10 protein-coding genes are annotated in these 12,891 nt (G+C 68.0%); 6 read left to right on the top strand and 4 right to left on the bottom strand.

Features of this window, described 5'->3' with window-relative positions; translation table 11 throughout:
- Positions 1 to 38: 38 nt before the first annotated feature.
- The gene (locus tag GTZ93_RS31475) at positions 39 to 368 is read left to right on the top strand and encodes a hypothetical protein (protein WP_139915474.1); all 330 of its coding nucleotides are present in this window, start codon (positions 39 to 41) and stop codon (positions 366 to 368) included.
- Positions 369 to 436: 68 nt separating this feature from the next.
- Here GTZ93_RS31475 and GTZ93_RS31480 read toward each other — a convergent pair whose 3' ends face one another.
- From GTZ93_RS31480 to GTZ93_RS31490, 3 genes are all read right to left on the bottom strand, one after another.
- A complete protein-coding gene (locus GTZ93_RS31480) occupies positions 437 to 832 on the bottom strand; it encodes a hypothetical protein (protein ID WP_161663168.1) in 396 nt (131 codons plus the stop codon).
- Positions 833 to 871: 39 nt separating this feature from the next.
- Complete coding sequence (locus GTZ93_RS31485) at positions 872 to 2,641, bottom strand: SH3 domain-containing protein (protein WP_139915472.1); 1,770 nt, start codon at positions 2,639 to 2,641, stop codon at positions 872 to 874.
- A gap of 121 nt (positions 2,642 to 2,762) precedes the next feature.
- Positions 2,763 to 3,545 (bottom strand): endonuclease/exonuclease/phosphatase family protein, encoded by a 783-nt coding sequence (locus tag GTZ93_RS31490; RefSeq protein WP_139915471.1) that lies wholly within the window; start codon positions 3,543 to 3,545, stop codon positions 2,763 to 2,765.
- Between the two features lie 180 nt (positions 3,546 to 3,725).
- Here GTZ93_RS31490 and katG point away from each other — a divergent pair, with 180 nt between their 5' ends.
- From katG to GTZ93_RS31515, 5 genes are all read left to right on the top strand, one after another.
- Positions 3,726 to 5,918 (top strand): catalase/peroxidase HPI, encoded by a 2,193-nt coding sequence (gene katG / locus GTZ93_RS31495; RefSeq protein WP_139915470.1) that lies wholly within the window; start codon positions 3,726 to 3,728, stop codon positions 5,916 to 5,918.
- 126 nt (positions 5,919 to 6,044) lie between these two features.
- Positions 6,045 to 6,335: a hypothetical protein gene (locus GTZ93_RS31500; RefSeq protein ID WP_139915469.1), complete on the top strand. Its 291-nt coding sequence runs from the start codon at positions 6,045 to 6,047 to the stop codon at positions 6,333 to 6,335.
- A gap of 18 nt (positions 6,336 to 6,353) precedes the next feature.
- Positions 6,354 to 7,853: a hypothetical protein gene (locus GTZ93_RS31505; RefSeq protein ID WP_139915468.1), complete on the top strand. Its 1,500-nt coding sequence runs from the start codon at positions 6,354 to 6,356 to the stop codon at positions 7,851 to 7,853.
- Complete coding sequence (locus tag GTZ93_RS31510) at positions 7,850 to 8,479, top strand: hypothetical protein (RefSeq protein WP_139915467.1); 630 nt, start codon at positions 7,850 to 7,852, stop codon at positions 8,477 to 8,479. The genes GTZ93_RS31505 and GTZ93_RS31510 overlap by 4 nt, the downstream gene beginning before the upstream one ends.
- A 157-nt stretch (positions 8,480 to 8,636) precedes the next feature.
- Positions 8,637 to 11,036, top strand: a complete 2,400-nt coding sequence (locus GTZ93_RS31515; RefSeq protein ID WP_139915466.1) for a M20/M25/M40 family metallo-hydrolase — start codon at positions 8,637 to 8,639, stop codon at positions 11,034 to 11,036.
- A 117-nt stretch (positions 11,037 to 11,153) separates the two neighbouring features.
- Here GTZ93_RS31515 and GTZ93_RS31520 read toward each other — a convergent pair whose 3' ends face one another.
- The gene (locus GTZ93_RS31520) at positions 11,154 to 12,677 is read right to left on the bottom strand and encodes an Ig-like domain-containing protein (RefSeq protein ID WP_139915465.1); all 1,524 of its coding nucleotides are present in this window, start codon (positions 12,675 to 12,677) and stop codon (positions 11,154 to 11,156) included.
- Positions 12,678 to 12,891 lie beyond the last annotated feature (214 nt).

A 12,891-nucleotide genomic window follows, 5' to 3' on the forward strand; every position in this document is an offset into this window, starting at 1 on the left:
CCGATTCAAAGACAATCCAGTCTTGGGAGGATATCGCCATGCGCAGAACCGCTCTTCGTGCTGCTCTTGCCGTCGCCACCGTCGCGGGCATCGCCATCTCATCCAGTGCCGCGTTCGCCGAGTCCGCGACCGACTGGGAGTCGGGCCTGACGTTCTACAGCGGCAATTTCGTGACGCCCGTGGCGAACTTCCCGGTCCCCGACGGCCAGTGCCATGCGTTCCCGGCCACCGCTGGCACCCTGGTGGGGTGGAGCAACTTCGAGAACGTGATCGCCTATAAGACGGCGGACTGCACCGGCCAGCAGATCTGGCTCGGCACGCTGCGGTCGTTCCGCCCGGGCGAGTTCGCGAGCTTCAGCGCCTACTGAGGCTCCACGGCGGATGGGCGCTTCTTCCGGGGGCGCCCGTCTGCAGCGGCACGTCAAGGAGCCGCGGGTCACGCGTCGTCGGGCATAAAGACGAAATGATCCACGGGCAGTCGCCCCGACCCTGCAAGCTCGAGGTATTCATCGCGGCTGCGGATGGTCGCGACGACCTCTGGGGTGCCGTTCTTCATCACCACCACCGCGCCGATGGTCCCGGGCTCATCGGCGTTGAAGATGGCGGTTAGCGCGGCCCGTTGAATGGGGGAGGGGCGCGCGCGGAACTCGCGAATGATCGCAATGACGATCCCCGTGACGGCGGTCGAAAGCAGTGTGACGAACAGCCAGTCCACCTGTCCCGTGGACCCGGGCTCGCGTGAACTCACATGGAAGACCAGTCCCGTGGCGATGATGGCTGTTCCCAGCCACAGCAGTCCCGCGAGCACCCACCATGGAGTCTGTCTCTTCACCCGCTACCCCACCGGACCGTGATGGCCCTGTGCCCGAACTCACCGAGCCATCGACTGGCGAATCCCTTGCTCGACTTCATCACCCACCAGTGCGTCCACGATGTAGTACCCGGCGAAGCCGATGATGAAGCCGACGGCATTTCCAAGCAAGGGGACCTCCGAGCCAGCGAGCGCGCCGATGGCCCCTGCTGACAGCGCGCCACTGATGGTGCCCGCGACAGCGGCCCGAGTCCCCGTGGCGACATAGTCCGTGGTCGAGTGTTCCTGCTCATCGAGTGCCAGCATGGCCATCGAAAAGACGGGAGCCGCCACGCCGCCCCCCGTGGCGCCGCCGACCCCTCGGCCAAGGCCCGAGGCCATCCAGGAGCTTGTTCCTCGGCTCGTGAGCTGACGCGCCAGAGCGCTTCCCATGTTGCTGGTGACAAGGTTCTCGGTGACTCCGCCCGTCAGCCCCGACGCCGCGCCCGCGAGGCCCACCTTTCCCAGGCGAACACCGGCGTCTGATGGCCATGGGTTCAGCAGCATCGTCCCTCCGTCGAAGGCCATGGAGACGAAGGCCCCTCCCATAGAGCCCCGTCCTCCGGAGATGCCCGCGGACGCCAGATTCCCGCGGAGTCCTCCTCCATACCTCTGGGCCATCAACAGCTCCGGGAAGAGCCACGTCCTGAGCTGGGCCGTGGTCATCTGGGGATTGGCACGACCCACCTGCTGACGGAAGTCGAGCAGGCGGACGAGGTGCTGCCTGCTGATGCCGTTGGATCGGACACGGTTGGCCAGTTGCTGCCGTACGCCACGAAGCGCTCTCTCGATCTGCTTGCGCACCGTGAAGTCCGTCCCGGACGCGTGTTGGAGACGCAGCAGCGTCTGGTACGAGCGGTACGTCGCGCCGTTGACTCGCACGGGCTCGGCGTTCAGGAGCTGATCGGCGAGCTGCGAGTAGGCCTTCTTCGTGTAGTTGGCGGGGTCCTTCAGCGCGGCCTGGAATGGTTCGACGTGATCGGCGTTGATGGAGATGTATCCATCCTCCATCATCAATGCTGTGCCCTCTGCGGCGGGGAGCTGCGGAAACAGCAGGGTGCGCGCTCTCACGAACTTGCCACTTCGGATCCCCAGCATGTCCGCCATGCCTTCCAGGTAGGTCGAGTGGGGGTCTCCTCCTGAACCTGGATCGCGGACGCTGGTCTTCACCGAATTGAGTCCGCCGAACGGTCCACTCAAATCGAAGACGGGATGATTCGCCTGGATGATGTTGAGGTTCCGCTGAGGAAACAGTCCCTTGTGCTGGGCGGAGAGTTCCCCGAGGGAACCGCGCCACTTGTTCTGGCTGGGGACGGAACTCCCTGGAGCCTTCGAGAAACCGCCGGCCGCGTGTCGATCAAAGGCTGGGAGGTGATGCAGGCTGTTGACATAGCCCGCCATCGCCGACTCCGACACGATGGGGACGGAGTGGTGCTGCAACTGTTCTTGGAGCTGCGCTTCCGTGAGTACGCTCCGGGCCTTGTTGCACTGATGGGCCGGGACCTTGTTGACGACGAGTACGTCTCCATGCGGCACGAGCTCGTAGTAGGTTTTCGACGTGTCGGGCCGGGTGGGCGCGACCGTCTCTTGCGAAACGTACCCCTGGAGCGTCTTGCCCTGGAGCGTTACCTTGATTGCGAGCCATCCACCCTGTTGCCCCGTCACCTCGACTGGCGTGCCACGGGGAAGGTCCGCGACAATTCCTTGGTGCGGATGTTCGGAGTCCTTGTAAGGCTTTGAGCGAAGCGCCACGCTCCAGCGGCAAACGATTCCACTCCTGAATCCAGCCACGACAGCCTCCGCGTCGTTACCTTCTGGGAAACGGTCAGTGATACGGAGGGAGAAGAGAAGGACCAGCGGGGTTGGATGAGGCCACTTGTCCCTGTGCCGGGTGCGTCTGCCCTGACACCTATCAGCGCAGCAGCCGCGCGGAGATGGGCAGGTGGTCGGAGGGCTCTTGCTCCGAGGGCATGGGCGTTTGCTCCTCCAGCGCTGGCAACGCGTCGGGTTGGGCTCGCAGCGCGATTGAATGGAAGAGGAAGTCGATGGACTTGGGGATGCCGTTCGCGTTGCAGGTCGGCTGGTGCCGCCCCGCGTAGGCATCCCGCAGTCCAGCCGCTTCGAACGCCTGGACCAGCGGCTCTCCGGGCCGGGCATTGAAGTCACCGCACACGATCCACAAAGCCTCCGGGTCCTTGCGGATCAGTTCGTCGATCAGCTCGGTGGCCTCCTGCATGCCCTGGTGTTGCTCCACCGGTCTGTCAGGCCGGTCCCAGCGCAGGTGCGTGCAAGCCACGCGCAGCCGCTCTCCGCCGACGTCGAAGTCCACGACCAGGGCCAGGTGCCCGGAGATGCGTCCGTCCTCCAGCCGGTCCCTGAAGTAGTGGGCCCGGTGCCCCAGACTCTGTCCTATGCGGTGGAGCACCGCGCAGCCATCGGGACGGTCTTGCTGCTTCTGGGCCATCACCCCTGTGTATCCGTGCGGCTTCAGCGCATCCTGGAGCGCGGCGAAGCTGTCTGGCTCCACCTCCTGAAGGCAGACGATGTCCGCGTCCAGCTCCACGATGCGGCGGGCCAGCAGCGCGTGGCGGCTTCGTGGCCGGAGCAGGTCCGCGGGCGTGTGCGGGAACCACTCGGGCTTGATGTAGGCATCCGCCAGGATGTTGTACGAGGCGATTCGCAGGTCCACCGTCATGGGCAGGGTCTCCCGGTCCTCCCCATGCTGCCATGAGCGAACCGTCCGCCACAGGCGCTCGGCGCGGAAGTTGGGTTCGGTAGCGAACGGCCGTCAAACCCAACCGGAGGGCCGGAAACCGGCGATCGCGACGCCGACCTACGGTTTCGGTACACGGCGCCCCCCGCTCAGGAGACCCGCATGAACGACGAATCGAAGTGCCCCGTCGCGCACGGCCCCCGTCGCGCACGGACGAACACGCAGTGGTGGCCGGACCAGCTCAACCTCGCGATGCTGCACCAGCACTCCTCGCTGTCGGATCCGATGATCGAGGACTTCAACTACGCGGCGGAGTTCCAGACGCTCGACCTCAACGCGGTGGTGAAGGACCTGCACGCGTTGATGACCGACTCGCAGGACTGGTGGCCGGCGGACTACGGCCACTACGGCCCGTTCTTCATCCGCATGGCGTGGCACGCGGCGGGCACCTACCGCATCTTCGACGGCCGCGGCGGCGCGCGCTCCGGTGAGCAGCGCTTCGCGCCCCTCAACAGCTGGCCGGACAATGGCAACCTGGACAAGGCGCGCCGCCTGCTGTGGCCCATCAAGCAGAAGTACGGCCGCAAGCTGTCGTGGGCCGACCTGATGATCCTCACGGGCAACGTGGCGCTGGACTCCATGGGCCTCAAGACGTTTGGCTTTGGCGGCGGCCGGGAGGACATCTGGGAGCCGCACTCCATTGACTGGGGCCCGGAGTCCACCTGGCTGGGCGACGAGCGCTACAGCGGCGAGCGTGAGCTCGCGCACCCGCTGGCGGCCGTGCAGATGGGCCTCATCTACGTCAATCCGGAAGGCCCGAACGGCAAGCCGGATCCGGTCGGCTCCGCTCGCGACATCCGCGACACGTTCGCGCGCATGGCGATGAACGACGAGGAGACCGTCGCGCTCGTCGCCGGTGGCCACACCTTCGGCAAGTGCCACGGCGCCGGCCCGGTGCACCACGTCGGCTCGGAACCCGAGGGCGCGAACGTGGAGGAGCTCGGGCTGGGCTGGAAGAGCACCTACGAGAGCGGCGTCGGCGAGCACGCCACCACCAGCGGCCTGGAGGGCGCGTGGACGCCCACGCCGACGAAGTGGGACATGACCTACTTCGAGACGCTGTTCGGCTACGAGTGGGAGCTGACCAAGAGCCCGGCCGGCGCGCAGCAGTGGAAGCCCGTGGGCAAGAGCGGCGACGGCACCGTGCCGGACGCGCACGTGGCCGGCAAGCGCCACGCGCCCATGATGACCACCGCCGACCTGGCGCTGCGCTTCGACCCCGTCTACGAGCGCATCTCCCGCGACTACATGGCCCACCCGGCGAAGTTCGCGGACGCCTTCGCCCGCGCCTGGTTCAAGCTGACCCATCGCGACATGGGTCCCAGGTCGCGCTACCTGGGCCCGCTGGTGCCGAAGGAGGACCTGCTCTGGCAGGACCCGATTCCGGCCGTCAACCATCCGTTGGTCGACGCCGCGGACATCGACGCGCTCAAGGCCGAGCTGCTCGGCTCCGGCCTCTCGGTGCAGCAACTGGTCAAGACGGCCTGGGCTTCGGCGACGACGTTCCGGGGCAGCGACATGCGTGGCGGCGCGAATGGCGCGCGCATCCGCCTGGCGCCGCAGAAGGACTGGGAGGCCAACGAGCCCGCCGAGCTCGCGAAGGTGCTCGGCAAGCTCGAAGCCATCCAGCAGAAGTTCAACGGCGCGCAGCGCGGCGGCAAGCGGGTGTCTCTGGCGGACCTCATCGTGCTGGGTGGCACCGCGGCCGTCGAGGCCGCCGCGCGCGACGCCGGCCACAAGGTCGCCGTGACCTTCACGCCGGGCCGCATGGACGCCTCGCAGGAGCAGACCGACGTCGAGTCGTTCCTGGTGCTCGAGCCGGCGGCGGACGGCTTCCGCAACTACGTCCGCGCGGGGGCCGAAGCGACGACCACCGCCGCGCTCATCGACCGTGCCAGCCTGCTCACGCTCACCGCGCCGGAGATGACGGCACTGGTGGGCGGCCTGCGCGCGCTGGACGCCAACCACGGCCACACGCAGCACGGCGTGTTCACGAAGCGCCCGGGCAAGCTGACCCCGGACTTCTTCGTGAACCTGCTCGACATGCGCACCGCGTGGAAGCGCTCGGAGAAGACGCCGAACCTGTTCGAAGGCCGCGACCGCGCCACGGGCGACCTGCGCTGGACGGCGACCATCGCCGACCTCGTCTTCGGCTCGAGTTCGCAGCTGCGCGCGCTGGCGGAGGTCTACGCGGCCCGCGACGGCGAAGCGCACTTCGTGCAGGACTTCATCGCCGCGTGGACCAAGGTGATGAACCTGGACCGCTTCGATCTGCCGGGGAAGAAGACGATTTAAGCGACGAAGAGCCCGGAACCTCGCGTTTCCGGGCCCTCGCACGGCACTGCCAGATGCGTGTAGGTTCGAGCATCCGCGCCTTCCGCCTGACGGAGCCACGTGATGCCTCATGACAAGCCACAGTGGATGCTGGACCGTCTCGCCGCGCTCGAGTCCTCTCCTCGCGAGAAGTCGACTCCCTGGTCGAGGTTCAACGACCAGGCCCGCGTGTCGGTGGTCCAGCTCGTGGACGCCACGCCTCCGGCGCCGGGGGTGGACGTCCTGGCCGACTCCTTCCAGACGCAGATGACCGTGGTCAAGCCGGTCAACCCTTCGGATCCCTGGTCGTTCCTGGAGCCGTTCGATTTGACGTACCGAACCGAAGGAATCTGGCCCCCCGAGGTCCCCGCGTCTGTCGACACGGATCCGCTGGTGTGAGCGGGAAGGAAGACCGTCATGGGCATCATCAACTACCCTGGAAACCTGTCCCCGGCGGTCATCCTGACGTGGCAAGGCGAGACCGTCGCCAACGCCATCAGCACGACCCTCAAGAAGTTCCCGTACACGCTCGCCAACGAGTCGGTGACCGAATTCACCATCACGGCCGCGACGAGCGCGAAGACCCTCACGCTGACTCGAAAGGCGGCAAAGGGTCAGCGGTTCTTCAACGAAACGCTGAACACCTTCACGACCGCGCCCACCTCGGGCCTCGGCCTCGAGGACCTTGTCGCCGCGGGGACGAAGGCAAACTGCACCATCGACCTGACCTTCACCTACGCGCGCTTCTTCGACGCGCTGTTGGAGCAGATGACCCTCACCGGGCCCGCCTCGAACAACCTGGCGAACCCGAGCGATTCAAAGGCCATCCTCGATACCTTCACCCATGCGGTGCCATCCGGGAAGATCACCATCGGTTACAAGACGGCGACCCAGTCGTTGAAGGCGCTCCCGTGCCGTCTGGTGAAGAGTGACGTGAAGCCGGGGCCCGCGGGCAAGCCGCCAGCGGTCACGCTCACCTTCGAGTTGGACTTCCTGACGGGCATCGACGCCGTTCGCAGGGAAGCTATGCGCAAGCTCATCGCCATGGATTGGTCCAAGATCGCCCGGTTGGGGACCGACGCGGCCTCTGGCAAGCCGGAGATCAAGCTCTGGCGACAGAACGTGATGGCCTACCTGGTCAACTACACGGACATGGCCCGGGGAGAGCAGTTCCGTGCCGGCCTCGTCAGCCGCCACAAGGGCAAGAGCGCGGTGGTGCTGGCTACGGATCTTCGAGACGACATCGATGGCCTGGTGGTGACCGCGAATCACTGGGGCCAGGCACGAGAGGATCTCAAGACGGAACGGCACCAGCGGCTGCTCTCCGACCTCTTTGGAACCCTGCACCAGTCGACATGGGTGTCATCGCCGGTCAGCTTCCTCCGGGAGATTGGCAGCACCTACGGGTTCAACGTCCATAAGAGCGCGGCGCTGGCGCTGCAATATGGTTCCGGGCACTGCGGTGAGCACGCCCAGGTTTCATTCTCCGTGCTCGCGGACATCATCAAGTCCCCTGGGGCGCAGGTCTCCCATGCGGTCTTCACTGGCAACGCGAACATCGACCATGCGTTCGTGGTCTACAACCTGGACGTGGCGACGGTGGTCCAGACCCTTGCCACCGCCGCGAACAACACCCGCGTGAAGAAGGGGGAAGAGATCAAGGTGTGGAACCTTCGCGACGCCATCACCAAGAATTCGCCAAAGCTCGGGTACGTGATGGATCCCTACCTCGACAAGACCGTGATGAAGCCCACCGCCGATGAGCTGCTCACCGCGCTCAACAACAAGGCGCGGAAGGCCTCGGTCAAGGACACGGACTTCCTGGCCTTCGCGGGGGAGTATCCCTCCAGCTTCACGACCGAGGACCTCCGCAAGAAGACCGAGGCTGAGCGCAAGAAGCTCGTGAAGAACGTATGAGGCTCGCATCGTTCGTCGCACGGCTCCTGTGGGTGCTGCCGCTCCTCGGGTGTGCGGAGCGGACGCCGAAGGAGGCCGTGCGTCAGAAGGCGCCGGAGCAGGCGAAGGGAGCGCAACCGATGAAACCGATGGACGACACGTGCGCCTCACCCAGGCCCGCAGGTGCCCTAGCGGATCAGGCGCGTGAGGAGCTGGGGCAGGGCATGGTGGGCGCGGAGCTTGCTCCCGTGCTGCCGACGCAGTGGCCCCCGAAGGGGGGCGGGCTCGAATACTTCGTGTACCGGAAGAAGTCGCTCCCGACCGGGCTGGTGAAGTTCGAGGTCCAGGGGCCCACCGAGCGGGTTCATTTCGCCACGCCCGGTGCGAAGCCTCGCGTGGAGTCCCTCGAACCGGTGGCGGCGCTTGGGATCGAGGACACGACCGTGCAAGAGCTGTCGGACTCCTCCCGGAGCCACGTCGAGCGAGCGGAACAGGCCCTGCTGGACGTGGTCGCTGGGTGCCGTTCGCTGGATGAGGCCCGGGGCGACCTGGAGGGCTACCTCGAATGGGTGGCGCAAAATCCGCTTCAGGGCCAGGACCTGGAGCGGCGCGGCGCCACGCTGTTCTCGTGGCTGCGGAGGCGCTGAACACGGAGGCGCAGCAGTGCCTGCCGCCGGCCACGGCGGCGTGTCCGCCGGATTCCGGGTGACGTAGAGTGCCCGCGCGATGGACACCCCCTTCAACGGGGACTCCGCGAACCCCCCGCGGCCCCCGAACGGGTGGGCGCCCTTGAAGGATTGAAACATGAGCGACACCGCCCCGACCGCGGGCCTGGACCGGAGTGCCTCCTCTCGCGCGTCGTCGGTAGCACGGTGGGTGACCGCGGTGCTCGGCCTGGGTGTGATCCTCCTGGTGCTGCGCGGAAGCCCCCTGCCAGAGCCGGTGCCCGCCTCCGCGCCCGGGGAGCGGTTCTCCGCCGAGCGCGCCCGGGAACACCTGCGCTTCATTGGCGCTGAGCCGCACGCCCTCGGCACGCCGAGGCACGCGGAGGTGCGCGACTACCTGCAAGCGCGCCTGCGCGACGTGGGCGCGGAGGTTCAAATCCAACGCGAGCCCGTCTTCGCGCCCGCACAGGGAATCCCCCGGCCCGCCGCGAACGTGGAGAACGTCGTGGGCCGGCTGCGCGCGAAGGACGGCGCGAAGGGCACGGCCGTGATGCTGGTGGCCCACTACGACTCCGTGCCCACGGGGCCGGGCGCGTCCGACAACGGCGCCGCCGTCGCGTCCATCCTGGAGGTGGCGCGGGCGCTCCAGCAGGGGCCGGCGCTCGCGGGCGACGTGCTGTTCCTCTTCACGGACGCGGAGGAGCAGCACCTGCTGGGCAGCACGGCCTTCGCGGCCTCGCACCCCTGGGCCCGCGAATCGGGCGTGGTCCTCAACGTGGACGCGCGCGGCAACGCGGGGCCGCTCCTGATGTTCGAGGTCTCCCCGGGCGGCGGCTGGCTCGTGCGCAGGCTCGGCGAGGAGGCCCCGGACGTCGGGGCCGGTTCGCTCTTCGCGGCCGTGTATCAGCGCATGAAGAACGCCACGGACTTCACGGCGCTTAGGCAGGGCGGTTGGCAGGGGCTGAACTTCGCCAACGTGGAGGGCACGCAGGCCTACCACTCACGCAAGGAGACCGTGGACGCCGTCTCCAACGGACTCCTCCAACAGCAGGGCGACACGCTGCTCGCGCTCACGCGGCGCATCTCCCGCGAGGCGTCCGTGCCGGAGGGCGAGGAGCTCATCTTCTTCAACGCGGGGCCACTGCGCGTCCACTACCCCCGGTCCTGGGCCGTTCCGCTGGCGGTGGTCTGGGGCGGTCTGTTCGTGTTCGCCATCTTCCGCGCGCGCCAGCGCAAGCAACTGCGCCTGTGGGCCATGCTGCGGGAGTCCCTGGTGTTGTTGCTCGTGGGCTTCCTGGCCAGCAGCCTCGCGCGGCTCGCGTGGCCGCTGCTGCGCGCCCTCCAGCCCGGCTTCCGCGCCCTCAGCCGGTCGGAGACGCAGGACAACTCGCGCTTCATCCTCGCGGTGGTGCTGTGGGTGATGGCGGCGATGGGCGTCGGGCTGTACCTCCGCCGGCGCGCGCCGGTGATGGAGCTGGCGGCGGGCGGATGCGTGCCGTGGGCGGTGATCTGCATCGCGGTGAGCATCGTGTTGCCGGGCGCGAGCGCGCTGTTCCTCTGGCCCCTGGCGGGCATGGTCCTGCTGCTCTTGTGGCTGGGCGGCCGGGGGACGGAACCACTCCCTCGATGGCACGTGCCGCTGTGGGGGCTGGCGGCGCTGCCGCTCCTGCTGTTGCTGCCGAACGTGCTGGCCACTTTCTACACCGTGCTGCCTTTGGAGCGGGCCGCGGTGCCTTCCGACCTGTTGATGCTTGGCATCTGTCTGCTCGCGCCGGGCTGGCTGTGGTTGGCGGGCCGTGGGCTTCCGTGGGTCTCGGGCGGGGCCGCGCTGCTGGGCCTGGGCCTGCTGGTGTCGCTCGCCGTGGGGCAGCGCTTCGACGCGCGAAACCCGCGCCCCACGGGCCTGCTGTATCTGGTGGACGCGGACGCCAGGACGGCGCGCTGGGTGTCCTCGGATCCCGTGCTCAATGATTGGACGCGCGCGTACCTGGGCGGCGACCCGAAGCGGGAGGCCATGGACGCGCTGCCGGAGGTGAAGGGCCCGTTCTGGAACGCGCCAGCGCCCACGCCAGGGGAGGACGTGCGGGGGCCCGCGGTCGAATCGCGGCTGGAGGCAGGGGAGGGCGGGCGCCGGAAGGTGTCGCTCCACATCACCCCGTCCCGCCCGGACGCGGCCTTCGTGGATGTGCAGGTGTTGCCCGGGGACGCGGTGCTTTCAGCGCGGCTCGCGGGCCAACAGGCCCCGGGCGACACGCTGCGGACTCGCAACGCGGCCCAGGGCGTGCTGTTTCGCTACTGGGTTCCGTCCACCGACGGCTTCGACCTGGAGCTGGAGCTGACGGCCAGCGGCAGCCCCACCGTGAGGGTGGGCGAGCACACCTACGCGGTGCCTGCGTCGGTGACGCAGGGGCTGCCCGCGCGCCCGGAGGACAGCATGCCGGTGCCCTTTGGAGAGGGCCTGGACGAGGGCACGCGGGTGACGCGGACGCTGCGGTTGGATGCCTCGGCAGCGGAGGGCTCTCCCGGCCCCATGCCCTGACCGGCAGCCAATCCCGGATGCCTGTCATTGAACCGGTGTCCCGCCGACCAGGGTTACTGACGACGTCTCACCCGGAGGCCGGGCATCCGCGCAGGGCGGATGCCCGTCTCACTCAGCTCAGGGCACGGTCACCGTCACCGCGTTGCTGCGCCGGCTGTTGCCCGCGCGGTCAGAGGCAATGGCGACAATCGTGTGCGTGCCGGACAGGCCCGCGGTGTTCCAGGTCCGGGTGTACGGGCTGGCCCCGACGAAGTACGTCGCCACGCCGTCGATCTCGAAGATGACCTGGAGCATCGCCTGGGAATCGCTCGCGTTGGCCGTCAGCGTGACATTGCCGCTGACCACCGCCCCGTTGGCGGGCGAGGTGAGGATGGACGTGGGCAGCTGGTTGTCGACGATGAGGTTGCGGGTGCTCGTCTGGACGTTGCCCGCGTTGTCCGTGGCGCGAAGCGCCAGTGAGTAGGAGCGGTTGCCCAGCACCCGCGTGTCCCAGGTGAAGTCGTAGGTGTAGCCGGAGTAGCCGGGCGCCGTGGCCTTGACGATGCCTTCCTGGATGAACTCCGTCTGCGCCACACCGGAGAGGCTCTGGTCCGTCACGGACCAGCCCACGGTGACGATGCCGCGCACGTAGTACTGGCTCGTGGGGTTGTACTGGGGGACCCCGAGATTCACCACGGGCGCGAAGTTGTCCACCATCACCGTCACGGCGCTGGACGTCGTCGAGTTGCCGGCCGCGTCGAAGGCCTGCGCCGTCAGCGAGTGGTTGCCGGAGGTCGCGCCCGTGGTGTTCCAGTTCACGCTGAAGGGCGCGGCGGTGGAGGAGTCGATGAGGGTCGCGCCGTCGTAGAAGTCCACCTGCGTGACACCCACGTCGTCGGAGGCGTTCGCGGTGATCACGAACGTGCCACGCAGGAAGCTGGCCGGGGCCGGCGAGCTGATATCCACGGAGGGCGGCGTGGTGTCATCAAGCAGCAGGGCGCCCACCTGCTGGCGCGAGTTCGCCGAAGCCGCGGCGACCCGTCCCTGACCCGGAGAGGTCGTGACGCGGTCGGTGAGGGCCTGGAGCGCCGTCTTGTACGCCTCCGAGCCCGGCGCCCGCGAGGCCAGGTCCTGCCAGCGCTGCGTCCAATCCCGCGCCTCCGCCGGAGTCCGCGCCGCCAGGACGTAGCTCAGCGTGACGGTGAGGCCCAGCGGGTTGCCGCTCGCGTCCACGCCGCCGAAGACGAAGCGGCCCTCGCCAGCGCTGCCCCGCGACGCTTCGAACGCTTCCGGGTGGTGGACGATGGCCTCCAGCCGCAGGGGCGCCTTCGCCAGGTCCAGCGAACCGTCCGCCAGCGTTGGCCACGTTTCGAGCAGCCTCGCGACGAGCGTCCGCGTGGTGGCGTCCTGTCCCGCCCACCGCGGAAGGTTGTCGCGCACGAAGTCGGAGGGCGCCACCGGGCCGCTCATCGCGGTCACCAGCTGGCCGAAGCTCCACTCCGTGCGCGTCGAATCGTTCAGCACCGCCGCGTCCTGGATGACGACCTGGGACGGGGTGTTCTCCTGCGGGGTGGGGAGCTCGCCACAACCCGCGGAAACCCATGCGCCTGCACCGACCAGCGCGAAAGCGAGGCGACGGAACCTTCTCGAAACCATGCTCATTGGGGGTGTTCCTTTCGGAGCGCGGCGCCTGCGAAGAGGCGGCACCGGCGGATGCGCAATATCAGACTCCACCAGACTTCAGGGAGAGCCAGCGCCTACCCGTTCCCGGGTGTCCAAGGACTCGCCGCCCATTCGAGAACGGCGGCCCGGCAGATGCCAGGCCGCCGAAAATCTCAATGGCAGTAACACTCCGTGCGGGTGCACCAGCCAGAGC

It is taken from the genome of Corallococcus exiguus, from assembly GCF_009909105.1.
GTDB classification, from domain to species: Bacteria; Myxococcota; Myxococcia; order Myxococcales; family Myxococcaceae; genus Corallococcus; species Corallococcus exiguus.